At 35.5% G+C, this 15,974-nt stretch carries 12 protein-coding genes; 11 read left to right on the top strand and 1 reads right to left on the bottom strand.

Annotated features, from left to right (window positions below):
- The first annotated feature begins 88 nt into the window (after positions 1 to 88).
- The 11 genes from AC4BC7_RS05875 to AC4BC7_RS05825 all read left to right on the top strand — a co-directional run bounded on the left by AC4BC7_RS05875 (position 89) and on the right by AC4BC7_RS05825 (position 13,322).
- Positions 89 to 2,881, top strand: coding sequence for a helicase C-terminal domain-containing protein (locus AC4BC7_RS05875; RefSeq protein ID WP_207940946.1), 2,793 nt, complete (start codon positions 89 to 91; stop codon positions 2,879 to 2,881).
- Positions 2,882 to 2,916: 35 nt separating this feature from the next.
- Positions 2,917 to 3,417: a cell wall elongation regulator TseB-like domain-containing protein gene (locus AC4BC7_RS05870; protein WP_490504122.1), complete on the top strand. Its 501-nt coding sequence runs from the start codon at positions 2,917 to 2,919 to the stop codon at positions 3,415 to 3,417.
- A gap of 25 nt (positions 3,418 to 3,442) precedes the next feature.
- Positions 3,443 to 4,633 carry a pyridoxal phosphate-dependent aminotransferase gene (locus AC4BC7_RS05865; protein ID WP_490504121.1) on the top strand — a complete coding sequence of 397 codons (1,191 nt, stop codon included), beginning with the start codon at positions 3,443 to 3,445 and terminating at the stop codon, positions 4,631 to 4,633.
- Between the two features lie 43 nt (positions 4,634 to 4,676).
- Positions 4,677 to 5,975, top strand: a complete 1,299-nt coding sequence (gene asnS / locus AC4BC7_RS05860; RefSeq protein ID WP_490504120.1) for an asparagine--tRNA ligase — start codon at positions 4,677 to 4,679, stop codon at positions 5,973 to 5,975.
- A 122-nt stretch (positions 5,976 to 6,097) separates the two neighbouring features.
- A complete protein-coding gene (locus tag AC4BC7_RS05855; protein ID WP_490504119.1) occupies positions 6,098 to 7,369 on the top strand; it encodes an FAD-dependent oxidoreductase in 1,272 nt (423 codons plus the stop codon).
- Positions 7,359 to 7,493, top strand: a complete 135-nt coding sequence (locus AC4BC7_RS05850; RefSeq protein ID WP_490504118.1) for a hypothetical protein — start codon at positions 7,359 to 7,361, stop codon at positions 7,491 to 7,493. Before AC4BC7_RS05855 ends, AC4BC7_RS05850 begins: the two co-directional genes overlap by 11 nt.
- 33 nt (positions 7,494 to 7,526) lie before the next feature.
- A complete protein-coding gene (locus AC4BC7_RS05845; RefSeq protein WP_490504415.1) occupies positions 7,527 to 8,795 on the top strand; it encodes a helix-turn-helix domain-containing protein in 1,269 nt (422 codons plus the stop codon).
- Between the two features lie 122 nt (positions 8,796 to 8,917).
- Complete coding sequence (gene glpK / locus AC4BC7_RS05840) at positions 8,918 to 10,444, top strand: glycerol kinase GlpK (RefSeq protein ID WP_207940940.1); 1,527 nt, start codon at positions 8,918 to 8,920, stop codon at positions 10,442 to 10,444.
- 1 nt (position 10,445) lies between these two features.
- Positions 10,446 to 12,272, top strand: a complete 1,827-nt coding sequence (gene glpO / locus AC4BC7_RS05835) for a type 1 glycerol-3-phosphate oxidase (protein WP_490504117.1) — start codon at positions 10,446 to 10,448, stop codon at positions 12,270 to 12,272.
- Positions 12,269 to 12,985 carry an MIP/aquaporin family protein gene (locus AC4BC7_RS05830; protein ID WP_207940938.1) on the top strand — a complete coding sequence of 239 codons (717 nt, stop codon included), beginning with the start codon at positions 12,269 to 12,271 and terminating at the stop codon, positions 12,983 to 12,985. The genes glpO and AC4BC7_RS05830 overlap by 4 nt, the downstream gene beginning before the upstream one ends.
- Before the next feature lie 109 nt (positions 12,986 to 13,094).
- Positions 13,095 to 13,322: a hypothetical protein gene (locus AC4BC7_RS05825; RefSeq protein WP_490504115.1), complete on the top strand. Its 228-nt coding sequence runs from the start codon at positions 13,095 to 13,097 to the stop codon at positions 13,320 to 13,322.
- 86 nt (positions 13,323 to 13,408) lie between these two features.
- Here AC4BC7_RS05825 and AC4BC7_RS05820 read toward each other — a convergent pair whose 3' ends face one another.
- On the bottom strand, positions 13,409 to 15,901 hold the full coding sequence (locus AC4BC7_RS05820; RefSeq protein ID WP_490504114.1) for a hypothetical protein: 2,493 nt from the start codon (positions 15,899 to 15,901) through the stop codon (positions 13,409 to 13,411).
- Between the last annotated feature and the right edge of the window lie 73 nt (positions 15,902 to 15,974).

Genomic DNA, 15,974 nt, shown 5'->3' with positions numbered 1-15,974 from the left:
TTGAGGGGTGGTCTTTTTGTTTGGGCAAAGGTGGGCGAATAAAAATCTTTGTAGTATAATGCAAAGAGCATGTGTGAGGAGGAAGAGGATGAAAACCACTTATGCAATTGTAGACATCGAAACCACAGGCACCGATCCTAAAAGTGATCGTATCATCCAATTTGGTTGTGTCTTAGTTGAAAATAATAAAATTGTTAGTCGATTTGCGACTGATATCAATCCGATGCAGCCGATTTCCAAACAAATTCAAAACTTAACGCATATTTCAAATAAACGTGTTAAAAAAGCACCACTTTTTGAAGATGTGGCAACCACTATTTATAATTTATTAGAAAATACGATTTTTGTTGCGCACAACATTCATTTTGATTATCATTTCTTAAATCACGAGTTGGAGCGTTGTGGAATGCCGCCATTGACGATTCCGGGAATTGACACGGTTGAATTAGCGCAAATCTTTTTACCAACAGAAGTCAGTTTTCGTTTAGGTGATTTGGCAGAAAATCTAGGGTTGGAACATGATGCACCCCATCAAGCGGATAGTGATGCTGAAGTAACAGCCACATTATTAGTATATATAGAAGCAATTATGAAAAAGTTACCGTTAGTAACAATGGAAAAAATAGCGCAATTAAGCGTTGTTACCAGTATGCAAACTAGCGAGTACATTCAATCAGTTGTTCAAGAGATGCGCGAGAATCCACGACCATTAGCACCAGAATTAGAAATAGTGGATGGCATGGCTTTGCGTAAAAAAGAAGTAAAATTATTTTTGGAACAACATTTTGAGAAAACATACCCTACGACCAAAAAAGAAAAAATGGCACTGTATCACGATAAACTAATGTATCGAAAAGAACAGAGTAAATTAATGAATATTATTTATCGCCATTTTACAACAGGTGAACAAAAAGATTTATTGGTTGAAGCTTCTACTGGAATGGGCAAAACAATTGGTTATTTATTGCCAGCACATTTTCTAGCAACGCCAGAAAAACCTGTAATTATTAGTACCGTATCCATTTTGTTGCAACAGCAATTAATGAAACATGATATTCCGTTGTTAAATTCCATTTTGGAACAACCGATTCAAGCGACGGTTGTCAAAAGTAAAAATCATTACATTGATTTGCAACGATTTAAAGCAACGTTAAACATGCCTGTACAGCAAAAACAATATGCCTTATATCAAATGGGAATTTTAGTTTGGCTAACACAGACAGTAACAGGCGATTTCGATGAATTGAATTTAGTTCGTTTGAATCATCTATTATTTAAAGAAATTAGTCATCGTGGGGTTGAAAATTTAGCAAAATCACAATCTTTATATGAAGAAGATTTCTTACGGCACTTATATGCACAAATGGCTCAAAGTAATGTGTTAATTATTAATCATGCGTTATTAGCACAAGAAACGCAACGCCAGCAACAATTGATTCCAGCAAGTCCCTATTTAATTATTGACGAAGCCCATCATTTACCAGACATTATGGAACAAGTTTCTAATTTATTTGTGGATACGGCAGCTTTTCAAAGAAAATTAGGTCAATTTCAAGAGGAAGGGCAATTATTTGATTTGATTCAGTTGATGGTAGGGCAAGATTATGAGACGTCACGACTATTTCAATTATATCGCGAAGAATTGACAGCAATCGCTGAAACACAAGAAGATATTTTTTATGAATGGTCCCAAGCAACAGGAAACGCAGAAAATATCGTGACTAAAGAACAGCGAGAATCAGTTTCACTACAATGTGAGAAAAATATTCAACGCTTGCTACTATACTACGAAGAATTACTAATTTTACAAAAACAGTTGGGCACATTAATGAATCAAATGAGTCATTCATGGTTGAATCGACAACGAATTTTGTTTGGGGATTTATTGAGTTTCTTTGATGAAATGCAACGTCAATATCAAGTGATGGATCGTTGGTTTTCGAATTGGGAAGAAAATTACGTCCATTTCTTAGTCTTTTATGGCAACCAACGGACTGTGAAATTACAATTAGTTGATTTTGACGCAGCCATTTTGCCTAATACTCGTTGGTACGAACGATATGAGCGGATTTTATATATTGGTGGAACGTTACGTGTATCCGGCGACCGTAGTTATTTTGCAAAAAAATTAGGTATTCCTGATGCGATGTTAAAAGTTGTACCAACTACGTACGATTATGCGAAACAAGCACAATTATTTACTTTAGATCAGGGGATTGCTATTCATGAATACGATGCTTCGGCGTATGCAAAATATTTAGCAACGACTTTGACAACCTTGTTAGAAGATGTGAATCAACCAGTCTTAGTCTTATTTACCTCCCATGATATTTTACAAAAAGTGTATGGTCGTATGCACATGGACTTTTTACAAAATGGTCGTGAGATTTTGGCACAAGGAATGGGCGGAAGTCGGGAAAAATTGTTAAAACGATTTATGCAATCAAATAACAGTATTTTGTTTGGAGCAGATAGTTTTTGGGAAGGTGTCGATTTACCAGGAGATTCCTTACAATTGTTGATTGTTACGCGCTTACCGTTTGAAAATCCTGAACGTCCGATGGTTAAAGCACGTCAGATGTATTTGGAAAAAAAGGGCATCAATCCTTTCATGCAAGAAACCATTCCTAAGGCAGCTTTAAAATTACGTCAAGGCTTAGGTCGTCTAATTCGTTCAACAGAAGATAAAGGAACGATGATTATCTTAGATCGACGTATTGTAACCACAAAATATGGAAAAAAAATCGCTCGCGCCTTACCAAAGGAACTTCCATTACAAGAAGCTTCAATAGAAGAAATCCAAAAAGCAACTGTTCAATTTTTAGAAAATAACAAAGATTTAAACGAAAATAGTACAGATTCAACGAAAGTTTTTGTATAATGAAACCTATCAAGAAAGGAAGTGGATAACTAGAAGTGAACACTAATGCGCAAAAAGAAAAACAAAAAATTATTGCATTGTTGACAGGAATTATTGTTTTGTTGTTGATCATTCTCTTTTCTTCGCTTTCTTATATCCGTGCGACAAGTCCAGTGCGGCAAGCTAAAACAGAAGCTATACAACTTGCAGAACAATACGCTAAGATTGAGCAAGTTGATCAATTCTATTGGTTTACAAGAGAACAAACTTATTTTTCTGTTTTAGGGAAGAATGATCAACAACAAGAGGTTATTGCAATTATTCCTAAGTCTGGAGAAAAAGTGACCGTTTTAGCGCAAGATGAAGGTCTAACCGAAGATGAAGCAAAGGAAAAGATTTTTAATGAATATCCAAGTGAAACATTAAGAAAAGCAACACTTGGAATGTTTGAAGATAAACCTGTCTGGGAAGTCATGACAAAAGATGATAAGGGGAATAACTATTATCTATTAGACTTTAAAGATGGCAAAGAGGTTAAAGTAATTCGAAATATTTAAGGTGTAAATTGAAAGGGTGAATGGTATGAAATTATCGAAAAGAACTGAAACATTAGAACCATCAGTGACATTAGCTGCTTCTACAAAAGCGAAGGAATTAAAAAGCCAAGGAATCGATGTTCTAAGTGTGACATTAGGTGAACCAGATTTTCCAACGCCAAAAAATATTCAAAAAGCGGCAATTGAAGCGATTGAATCAGGCAAAGCAAGTTTTTATACACCGAGTGCAGGGATTCCAGAATTGCGTCAAGCGATTGTTGATTATATTGAAAAATTCTATGGTTTGACTTATGAGGTTTCTCAAACTTTAGTAACTGACGGTGCAAAATTTGCTTTGTATGCTTTATTCCAGGCTATTTTGGATGAAGGAGACGAAGTAATTATTCCCACACCTTATTGGGTAAGTTATGGGGAACAAGTGAAATTAGCTGATGGGACACCCGTTTTTGTTGAAGGCAGCGAAGACAATCAATTTAAAGTGACTGTGGAACAATTAGAAACTGTTCGTACAGAAAATTCAAAAGCGGTGATTTTAAATTCACCTTCTAACCCTACAGGTATGATTTATACAAAAGAAGAATTAACAGCAATTGGTGAGTGGGCGGTGGAACATGATTTGTTAATTATAGCAGATGATATTTATGGTCGTTTGGTCTATGATGGATATGAATTTACACCAATTGCGACGATTTCTGAAGAAATTCGCAAACAAACATTAATTATCAATGGCGTATCAAAAAGCTATTCAATGACCGGATGGCGAATTGGTTTTGCTATTGGTGACAAAGAATTGATTAAAGCAATGACAGATATTGCTTCTCAATCAACAAGTAATTCAACTGCGGTGAGTCAATATGCAGCTGTAGAAGCCTTAACAGGTCCTCAAGATGCAGTCGAAGAAATGCGTCAAGCGTTTGAAGAACGGTTAAATCGTTTATATCCATTGATGTTAGAAATCCCTGGGGTAAAATTAGCGAAACCACAAGGCGCATTTTATCTTTTCCCTAATGTCAAAGGAACCATGGATCTTTGTGGATACACTGACGTGACTGAATTTACGGATGCTTTATTAAATGAAGCACACGTTGCTGTTGTAACAGGTGCAGGTTTTGGTGCAAATGAAAATATCCGTTTGAGTTATGCCTCTGATTGGGAAACATTAGAAGAGATGGTTAATCGAATTAAGGCATTTGTTGAAAAAAATCGCAGAAAGTAATACACTGTCATAGAACGTTTAATTATAGAATGGAGAGACACAAGTGGAACAAATTCAAATTATTGATGCACAACACCATGTTGGTGAAACAGTCAAAATCGGCGCATGGATTGCGAACAAACGCTCAAGCGGAAAAATTGCTTTCTTACAATTAAGAGATGGAACAGCAACTTTCCAAGGAATTGTCGTGAAAAATGAAGTAGGCGAAGATATTTTTCAAATTGCGAAAAATTTAACGCAAGAAACTTCTGTCTGGATTACAGGTGAAATTCGCGAAGATAGCCGTTCAAAATTCGGTTATGAAATTGGTGTACAAAGCATCGAAGTGATCGGTGAAAGTCATGATTATCCAATCACACCAAAAGAACACGGAACAGAATTTTTGATGGATCACCGTCATTTATGGTTGCGTTCTTCAAGACAGCATGCAATTATGCAAATTCGTAACGAAATTATTCGTGCAACTTACGAATTTTTCAACAAACATAACTTTATTAAAATTGATCCACCGATTCTAACTGGTTCTGCACCAGAAGGAACCACTGATTTATTTGAAACAAATTATTTTGATCAACAAGCATACCTTTCACAATCTGGTCAGCTTTATATGGAAGCTGCAGCTATGGCATTTGGAAAAGTGTTCTCTTTTGGACCAACTTTCCGTGCTGAAAAATCAAAAACACGTCGTCACTTGATTGAATTTTGGATGATGGAACCAGAAATGGCGTTCATGCATCAAGACGAAAGCTTAGAAATTCAAGAACAATACGTGGCATTTTTAGTGCAAAATGTATTAGATAATTGTGAACTAGCCTTAGAAACACTTGGTCGTGACCGTGCTATTTTAGAAAAATATACGAAATTACCTTATCCACGTATTTCTTACGATGAGGCAGTGGAATTATTGAAGAAAAATGGTTTTGACGATATCGAATGGGGCGATGATTTTGGTTCACCACATGAAACATTTATTGCTAATTCATATGACCAACCAGTGTTCATTTTAAATTATCCAAAAGCTATTAAACCATTCTACATGAAACCACATCCAACTCGTGAGGATGTTGTAATTTGTGCGGATATGATTGCTCCAGAAGGATATGGTGAAATCATTGGTGGCTCTGAACGTGATGTTGATTATGATCACTTATTTGCTGAAATTGAGCATCATGGTCTAAACCCAGACGAATATTCTTGGTATTTGGATTTACGTAAGTATGGTTCTGTTCCTCATTCAGGATTCGGATTAGGTTTAGAAAGAACAGTTACTTGGCTAACGGGGATTGAACATGTACGTGAAGCAAGTCCATTCCCACGTTTATTAAATCGTATTTACCCATAGAACTGACAAAGCGCCCGCATTTTGGGCGTTTTTTTGTTATACTTAGAATAAAAGAACAGCCAAAAAAACGTGTAAATCAATTAATTTACGCTTTTTTTTAATGAGAAAACAGAGGTGAAGGTATGAAAATTGTAATTATTGGCGCATCATTTGGTGGCGTTTATTGTGCGTTAGAAGCAAGAAGACTTTATCCTGATGCAGAAATTATGATTATTGAAAAAAATGAGCAATTTGCGTTTTTACCTAATGGGTTACTGTTATATCTTCAAGGTGTGTATGAGAATCTAGCAGATGCTACTTTTATTTCAAAAGAAACTTTAATGAAAAATAACATTCAACTACGTTTGCAAGAAATATTTTTATCTTGCGATGGTCAAGAAAAGACGTTACAAACGGATTGTGGGACGTATATGTATGATAAATTGGTTTTAGCAACTGGTTCAACACAACAATCAAAAGTAATTGAATTGCAAGAAGAAGAAATTTATCATTACAAAACCTATCAAGCAGCAAAATATTTGCTACCAAAGATCGAAGCAGCCCAAGAAATAACTTTGATTGGTGCAGGACAAGCGGGCATGGAAGCAGCCAGTGTTTTTATTGAATTAGGTAAAAAAGTTCATTTGTTTGAGGCAATGGATTATCCGTTATTTAAATATTTTGATCAAGACTTTTTAACTCCGTTTTTAGCTGCGTTAGAAAAGATTCCTCAATTAGATTTACGTTTGAATCAGCGAATCACTCAAATGGATCAGGAGGAATTAAGTGAATTAATTTTAACTACTGTCAATGTCCATCCGACAGAAACAATGAGTGACGTTTTAGCGACGCATAGCGATTTAACTATTCAGACGAATGATTTTTTAGAGACATCTCAGAAAGACATTTTTGCAGTGGGGGACTTAATTCAGATTCCTTTTACCTTAACCAATGAAAAAATCTATTTGCCACAAATCAACCATGCTGTTCGTTCTGGAATGACAGCGGCTGCAAATTTAGTTAAACCAACTAAGAAATTTCGTGGTGGTTTGCGGATGATTGGTACTAAAATATTTGGTTGGTATCTTGCGAGTGTGGGTTTGCTGGAATCTGAAGCCTTTTTATATCCTAAAAAATTGATGATTAAAACTACTGTTATACCTGCATCTATAACTTCTAAAGAAACTTTATATTGTAAGTTAATTATTGAAAGGAAGACACAACGTTTATTAGGTGTACAGTTATTGTCACAAGCGAATTGTTTGGCGATTATTGAGCGTTGCGGGTGGGTCATCCAACAAGAAATGACGATTGAGGCGTTATTAGAACAAGATTTCTTTTTTCAATCGCAATACAGCAGTACACTCGCTTTCTTAAATGACTTATTTGTAGGATGTGACACCGATGAAATTTGAAGAATTATTAGAGAAAAAAGAAGCAAAAAAAATGCGGCTTTTAAAAAACTTATTACTTTCAGGTGGAAAAGACACTATTACAGAAATGATGAAGAAGTTGCAACTTTCTAAAAAATCCGTATAAAATTATTTAGAAGAGTTAAGAGATGATTTAGCTATTTATGAAGGTCAATGTCAATTAATCTATGATAAAACAAGTGTTGAATTTTGGAAAATACCGGAGTTTTCTTTACGTGAACTAGAATTGACTTGGTACCAAGAAGCGCCTAAATATCAAATACTCATTCATCTACTGGAAAACAAAGAAATGGCTTTTATTCGTTTAACACAAGAATTGGCAATCAGTGAATCGTCCTTATCACGAAAAATCAAAGAAATTAATATCTTATTAAAAGAATTTAAACTGATGATTTGGCAAGGGAAAATCGAAGGCGAAGAAAGTCAAATTCGTTATTTTTATTTTCAATTGATGTGGTATCTCGACCAATACCCAAAACATTTAACGGGAAAAGAAAAACACTTGATTGAACAGTTTGAACGTGGTTTTGGTCTTATTTTTACTGAAGAAGCGCATCAACGGATTAACTTATGGGTGAAAATCACTAAATACCGTATTTCAATTCCAAAATTATCTTTTCAAGAATTTCACAAAAAATTTATCCCTTACCAAAAAGACCGCTTTTACTTACAGTTAAAACCTATTTTTCAACGATTTTTTAGTTATTATGCAGTAGAAATTAGGGAAGAAGAAATTATGCTACATTTTATCTTTTTAATTAGTATGTCTCTTTTAAACGAAAAAGATTTTTATCACTATTCCTTACAACGTTCACGATTTACACCAAGTAGTATTGCAGATACTTTAATTTTAGAAAATATTTTACGATTATATCCTCGTCCTAAAATTCGCCCAGAATGGGAAGCCAATTGTTATTATCATTTATCCCAAGTGCATTTGCGTTTGTATTTTTTTCAAGGGGATGTTGAAGTGTATGATCGTGAGAATATTTGGCAACTAGAGGCTAAACTATCTAGTCGTAATATTCAAGCATATACAAAAAAATTGTTGGGCTTGGCACAAGACACACTAGCGATTCCTTATGACGAAGAAAATAGTTTGTTGGCGATGACCGAAGTGAAATATTTGAGTATTGTCACGATTTTAGATGTAGAAATGAATCGAGAAATTCGGATAGGCATTGATTTAAAAATGGATCCATTATTTAAAGAAGCCGCTATTAATATGTATATGCTACATTTAAATATGATTAATGGTGTAGTAGTAGAGGCGTGTATTCCTGAACACCATTACGATTTAATTATTACGAATCAGCAGCAAGAAAAAGTACGCTATTATCGCTTATCAGAATTAGGAACGAATTATGATATTCAAGAAATTAAAAAAATAATTCGGCAATTAGAATAAGCCTTGCTATGCTTGAATTTTGTCAAAAAATACAAAAAACGCAAAAAAGCTGACAAAATAAATTGAAATAAAAAAGGTAAGATATGTATGTAAAGAAAACGCTATCAAAGGAGCAGATAATTATGACGACAAAAGAAAAAAAATACATTATGGCAATTGATCAAGGAACCACCAGTTCACGAGCAATTTTGTTTGATAAAAAAGGTAAAAATATTGGTAGCTCTCAAAAAGAATTCACACAATACTTTCCAAACTCAGGCTGGGTAGAACATAATGCTAATGAAATTTGGAATTCAGTTCAGTCGGTCATTGCAGGTGCGTTTATTGAATCAGGCATTCATCCAGATGAAGTTGCAGGAATTGGTATTACGAATCAACGTGAAACAACAGTTGTTTGGGAAAAAGAAACGGGGCGACCAATTCATAATGCAATTGTTTGGCAATCTCGACAATCTTCAGGAATCGCAAATCAGTTGGTAAAAGATGGTTATAAAGATATGATTCATTCAAAAACAGGTTTGATTGTGGATGCTTATTTTTCCGCAACAAAAATTCGTTGGATTTTAGATCATGTAGAAGGTGCACAAGAGCGAGCTGAAAAAGGAGAATTGCTATTTGGAACAATCGATTCTTGGTTGGTTTGGAAACTAACAGATGGCGATGCGCACGTAACAGATTACTCAAATGCAAGTCGGACGATGCTTTACAATATTCATGATTTAACATGGGATAAAGAAATTTTAGACCTACTAGATATTCCGCAAGCTATGCTTCCTGAAGTGAAAAGTAATTCTGAAATTTATGGGTATACAAAAGGATATCATTTTTATGGAAGTAATGTACCAATTTCAGGAATGGCTGGGGATCAACAAGCAGCACTATTCGGACAAATGGCTTTTGAACCGGGAATGGTCAAAAATACTTATGGTACAGGTGCCTTCATTGTGATGAATACGGGTGAAAAACCACAATTATCAGCCAATAATTTGTTAACGACAATTGGATATGGTATTAATGGAAAAGTTTATTATGCCTTAGAAGGAAGTATTTTTGTAGCCGGTTCAGCCATTCAATGGTTGCGTGATGGCTTACGTATGATTGAAACTTCTCCAGAATCTGAAGAGATAGCCGCTAAAGCGACAGGCGGTAATGATGTGTATGTTGTACCTGCCTTCACGGGATTGGGAGCACCTTATTGGGATTCAGATGCACGTGGAGCGGTCTTTGGTTTAACTCGTGGAACAACAAAAGAAGATTTCGTACGAGCAACACTTCAAGCAGTAGCGTATCAATCACGTGATGTTTTAGAAACAATGAAAAAAGATTCGGGCATTGATATTCCTCTATTAAAAGTCGATGGTGGTGCGGCGAAAAATAATTTATTGATGCAGTTCCAAGCAGATATACTAAATACTCAAGTGCAACGGGCTGCTAATTTAGAAACAACAGCGTTAGGCGCTGCCTATCTTGCGGGCTTAGCTGTAGGTTTCTGGAAAGACTTAGACGAGTTAAAAGCAATGCAAAAAGAAGGCGAAATTTTCACACCACAAATGGCAGAGGATGAACGTGAAGAATTGTATGAAAATTGGCAAGCAGCAGTTGCCGCTACACAAGTTTTCAAACCGCGCAAAAAGAAGGAAGGTCAATAAGATGACATTTTCATTTAAGACTAGACGAAAGAACATCGAAGAATTACAAGAAACAACGATTGATTTATTAATCATTGGTGGTGGTATTACTGGTGCAGGGGTAGCTGTTCAAGCTGCCGCTGCCGGTATGAAAACAGCTTTGGTTGAGATGCAAGATTTTGCAGAAGGCACGTCTTCTAGATCAACAAAATTAGTGCATGGTGGTATTCGTTACTTAAAGACTTTTGATGTGGAAGTTGTAGCGGATACGGTCAAGGAACGAGCGAATGTACAAAAAATTGCTCCTCATATTCCTAAACCAGATCCGATGTTATTACCTATCTATGATGAACCGGGAGCAACGTTTAATTTATTTTCTGCAAAAATTGCTATGGATTTATATGACCAACTAGCAGGTGTTAGTGGCACGAAATATGCTAATTATGTTTTAAATAAAGAAGAAGTACTACAAAGAGAACCACAACTCCAATCAGAAAATTTGCAAGGAGCGGGTGTTTATCTTGATTTTCGAAATAATGATGCACGTTTAGTTATTGAAAATATTAAGCAGGCGCAATCAGACGGTGGTTTAATGCTTAATAAAATGAAAGTGCTTGAAATTGTACATGACGAAAATGGTCAAGCAAATGGAGCAAAAGTAGAGGATTTATTAACAGGAAAAATATTTACAATCATGGCTCGCGTGATTATCAATACCACAGGACCATGGTCTGATAAGGTGCGACAATTGGATAGTAAAAATGAATTACCTGCGCAAATGCGTCCAACCAAGGGCGTACATTTAGTTGTTGACCGAAGTAAATTAAACGTGCCACAACCAACGTATTTTGATACAGGAAAAAATGATGGACGCATGGTCTTTGTAGTTCCTCGTGAAGAAAAAACTTATTTCGGAACAACAGATACGGATTATCAGGGTGATTTAAAACACCCTAAAGTGGAGCAAAGTGATGTCGCTTATTTATTAGACATTGTGAACCATCGCTTTCCAGAAGCAAATATCACGATTCAAGATATTGAATCCAGTTGGGCAGGTTTACGTCCGTTAATTTCAGGTAATGGTGGATCAGATTACAATGGTGGCAATAACGGAGCATTGTCAGAAGAGAGTTTCCAAGATGTTGTAAGCGCTGTTAAAGAGTATTTGGATAATCCCTCTGCTCGTGAAAAAGTAGAAAAAGCAATTAATGAAGTTGAAATATCCATTGATAATACTGTGAATCCTTCACAAGTATCACGTGGTAGTAGTTTAGACCGTTCAGTAGATGGTTTACTTACACTAGCTGGTGGTAAAATTACCGATTATCGTTTAATGGCTGAAGGAGCCTTACAAAAAATTCAAGAAATTCTAGCAGAAGATTTTCAAAAAAGGTTCGTTTTAATCGATTCTGTAAACTATCCTGTTTCAGGTGGACGAATTGATTATCAAAACGTGGATGATGAACTAGCTAAACTGGCAAAACTAGCAGAGGATAAAGGTTTAGATGAAAAAGATGCTCGCTATTTAGCTAATCTATATGGTTCTAATCTAGAAAAAGTTTTGCGTTATGACGAAAAAATTTCAGGTTTATCAGCACGCGATAGTTATTCGTTAAATTATGCGCTGAATGAAGAAGCAGTCTTGACACCTGCCGATTATTTGATGCGTCGAACCAACTTTATTTTATTCATTCGCGATGAAGTGGATGCTATTAAAGAACCGGTTATTAAAAAAATGCAAGCATTCTTTGGTTGGACAGATGAAGAAACTGAAAAACAACGTGCAGAATTAGAAGAAGTAATTGCAGAATCTGATCTAAAACAATTGAAAGAGGAGTTAGGACAATGAGCGATATGACACAGATTTTTAGTGAATTTTTAGGAACAGCGATGTTAATTTTATTAGGTAGCGGTGTATGTGCTGCCGTCAATTTAGCTAAAAGCAAAGCTGAAGCATCAGGTTGGATTGTAATTGCTGCTGGTTGGGCTACAGCGGTAACAATTGCAGTATATGCGTCTAGTTTTATGGGACCTGCCCATCTAAACCCTGCTGTAACTATTGGAATGGCGATTGCTGGTAAATTTACTTGGAGTTTAGTTATACCATTTATTATTGCACAACTTTTGGGAGCAATAGTTGGTGCAGCACTTGTATGGTTAGCATATCTACCTCATTGGGCAGAAACCAAAGATCAGGGAGCTATTTTAGGCACTTTTGCGACAGGTCCTGCTATCCGTAATTTACCAGCAAATTTAATGACTGAGATTATTGGTACATTTGTTTTAGTCTTTGCTCTATTAGCCTTTGGTGAAACAAGCTTTGCAGACGGTACGAATCCGATGGTAGTGGGAATTTTAATTTTGGCAATTGGGTTATCATTAGGGGGACCAACTGGCTATGCAATTAATCCAGCACGTGATTTAGGCCCTCGTTTAGCACATCAGTTTTTACCAATTAAAAACAAAGGAAACTCTGATTGGGGCTACAGTTTGATTCCCATTACTGGACCTATTATTGGCGGTATCGTTGCAGCAGGCGTCTTTAATATCTTACCGCTTTAAAAAAATCATATTTTATTGAACCGAAAAACTTGTATGTTTTTTAAATACGTGTTATGAATAGAGTATAAAATCAATAGTTATTTGCTTTATTCAAAAGGGGGACAATATTATGGTTCAAGTGAAAGAAATTGTCGTAGGAGAACGTTATGAAGTACAACCTAAAAATTTTCACCGTGGTGTTATTGGAACAGTAACTCGTGTGGAGAATGGTTCCATTCTTCTTAAAGTTGAAAATTATGATATTTGTGATCGAGGTAAAGTAAATGCAGATCGATTATTAGAAGTGGATACAAGCGATATTAAGTATTTGATTGATGATAGTTGTTTCTTTAGTTAAGTAAAACAATCGTTAGAAAATATTTTCTAACGATTGTTTTTTTTTTGCAAAAAAACAGGGACTATTTGATAAGTCCCTGTTAAAAACTAGTCCATTGGTATTAATAAAATCTTTGAAAAAGGTGTCCCTGAGAAAATATGAGTGATTTTATTACCACCAGCAGCTAATGTTGAATGCCAAAAGCGATTTTGTGAAGGCGTATCTCCCCAGAAAAAGCCAATATGACAATCATAATTTGGTTTAGTAAAGTCTGCTTCAAAATAAATTAAATCCCCTTTTTTCGCTTTGCCGCTTTGCAATAAAGCATCGACAGAGTAGAACGTATAATAATCAGTATTAGCAGTTAAAGCATCACGCCAGTTATACGCATTTGCTACACCACCAATGCCACTAGTGGCGTTCGCAACTTTATTGATATTTGCACCACTATTTCGTAACGCAGTAGCAATAAAACCTGTACAGTTAAATCCTGGTCCGTATTGATTAGGATTACCAATTGGACTCATGACACTAGCTGGAATAGCTAATGAGCCTCTAAAAGGAGTATTGAGATACATAGAACTGTTATTATTTAGTTCATTTAAGATATTGCTACGATTGATTCCTAGGTAAGAACCAGCACCTTTAGTTAAACTAGTGCCAGTTTCATTGATATAGCCGATCCAATGGCCGTTGGTTTCGTATAAACTTAAATAGCGTGTGCCATTAAAATGATCATAGTAACCTTTTGCTAGTACTGTTTTTCCTTTATACTTGGATGAATGTGTGCGTTTGTCCCAATTAAAGTTTTGCCAGATATCGTAGTTCGGAGATTGAATGGTCACATATTTATTGTAGGCATGGTATTTTCCACCTCCACCATTGTCGGACAGTTTGGTTCCAGAAGCATTGATGTAGCCTACCCATTTTCCTGCCTGGTCATACAGGCTTAAGTAGCGAGAGCCGTTGAAATGCTCATAATAACCGCGTGCTTGTAAAACTTTACCTGTATACTTGGATGAATGTGTGCGTTTGTCCCAATTAAAGTTTTGCCAGATATCGTAGTTCGGAGATTGAATGGTCACATATTTATTGTAGGCATGGTATTTTCCACCTCCACCATTGTCGGACAGTTTGGTTCCAGAAGCATTGATGTAGCCTACCCATTTTCCTACCTGGTCGTATAGGCTTAAGTAGCGAGAGCCGTTGAAATGGTCGTAATAACCGCGTGCTTGTAAGACTTTACCTGTATACTTGGATGAATGCGAGCGTTTGTCCCAATTAAAGTTTTGCCAGATATCGTAGTTCGGAGATTGAATGGTCACATATTTATTGTAGGCATGGTATTTTCCGCCCCCACCATTGTCGGATAGCTTGGCTCCAGAAGCATCCATATAGCCTATCCATTTGCCCGCTTTATCATATAAACTTAAATAACGTGTTCCATTGGAATGGTCGTAATAACCGCGTGCTTGTAGCAATTGTCCTTGGTAGTTAGAAGAATGCGAACGTTTATCCCAATTAAAATTTTGCCAGATATCATAATTTGCAGATTGAATGGTGACATATTTATTATATGCTTGATATTCACCTTGTGGAGTATCAGCATTTTTGGTATAGGTTTTGTCAATATATCCAATCGTAATATTTTCATTATTCTCAAGAGAAACATATTGTTTTCCATCGAAATGGTGATAAAGATTTTTTGCTTGGAATCTAGCATGTAATAAACTATTTTGGGATCTAGCTAATTTTAATCCTGTATCTGGATACACTATTTTATCAGGATTACTTACAGTGACATAAGTGTTAATAGGCTGTGGAGTTCCCAAAGGAGAGTCTATTAGTACATGATTAGCTTCTTCTAAATAACCAATTTTATTATTTTGGTTATCAAAAATTACAAGGTAGTGTTTTTCATTCCAAGAAGTGACACGATCTTTAACAAAAAAAGTTTTATTTAATAGATTAGTTGTATTTATCTGAGTTGTTAAATTGATATCTTGATAAATAATCGTTTCTTTTGAGATTAAAGTAAAATATTGCTCAACAGATTGGGGAGCATTAACAAATTTTATAGCTATTTCCGAAATATATGCAATTGTTTCTTCATTCTCATCGTTTAATTTGTAATAAGCGGTTTGATCACTAAATACAATTTTTTCAGTTATTTGATAAATCGAGTGAGTGAGATCGGGTAATGGAACTGTTTTTTGTTGGGTATCATTTTGTGTTTTGGCTTCTATTAACTCGTCTAATGTGTTCCAGTACTCCGCAGAATTGTTTTTTATGAAGCCTTGCTGTTGAATATTTTCAACAGTATATGAGGGTATATTATTTTTAAATAATGTGTCAGACTCTGTTTCAGATGAAGTAGAATCCTCTGAAATAATTGATTCTACGATAGAATCTTCAGTGGTTAATACTTCACTTGTGGTAGTGGAACTTTCGATAGAGTCCACAAATTCTGTAGATTCATTAATTTCTGTAGTTAAATTTCCTTGCTCAGTAGTACTCGTTTCATCGGCTAACATATTGGTGTTCATAGAAAAGAGCGCTACCATCAAACTCATACTAAAAAATAAATAGTTCTTTTTCATTGTTTTCTCCCCCTATAAAAATATTCTCAATTCTAATATATCATATTTATGTAAATAGTTCTTTTTTTACAAA

This window comes from Enterococcus sp. AMC1623 (assembly GCF_058216495.1).
The sequence above is the reverse complement of the archived record's forward strand: the minus strand, read 5'-3'. Positions and strand labels throughout refer to the sequence as shown.

Coding starts and splice junctions, on each gene's coding strand:
- AC4BC7_RS05865 (WP_490504121.1), top strand. CDS start 3,443: ATGAAATTATCGAAAAGAACTGAAACATTAGAACCATCAGTGACATTA.
- AC4BC7_RS05855 (WP_490504119.1), top strand. CDS start 6,098: ATGAAAATTGTAATTATTGGCGCATCATTTGGTGGCGTTTATTGTGCG.
- AC4BC7_RS05875 (WP_207940946.1), top strand. CDS start 89: ATGAAAACCACTTATGCAATTGTAGACATCGAAACCACAGGCACCGAT.
- AC4BC7_RS05850 (WP_490504118.1), top strand. CDS start 7,359: ATGAAATTTGAAGAATTATTAGAGAAAAAAGAAGCAAAAAAAATGCGG.
- AC4BC7_RS05820 (WP_490504114.1), bottom strand. CDS start 15,901: ATGAAAAAGAACTATTTATTTTTTAGTATGAGTTTGATGGTAGCGCTC.
- glpO (WP_490504117.1), top strand. CDS start 10,446: ATGACATTTTCATTTAAGACTAGACGAAAGAACATCGAAGAATTACAA.
- AC4BC7_RS05830 (WP_207940938.1), top strand. CDS start 12,269: ATGAGCGATATGACACAGATTTTTAGTGAATTTTTAGGAACAGCGATG.
- AC4BC7_RS05825 (WP_490504115.1), top strand. CDS start 13,095: ATGGTTCAAGTGAAAGAAATTGTCGTAGGAGAACGTTATGAAGTACAA.
- glpK (WP_207940940.1), top strand. CDS start 8,918: ATGACGACAAAAGAAAAAAAATACATTATGGCAATTGATCAAGGAACC.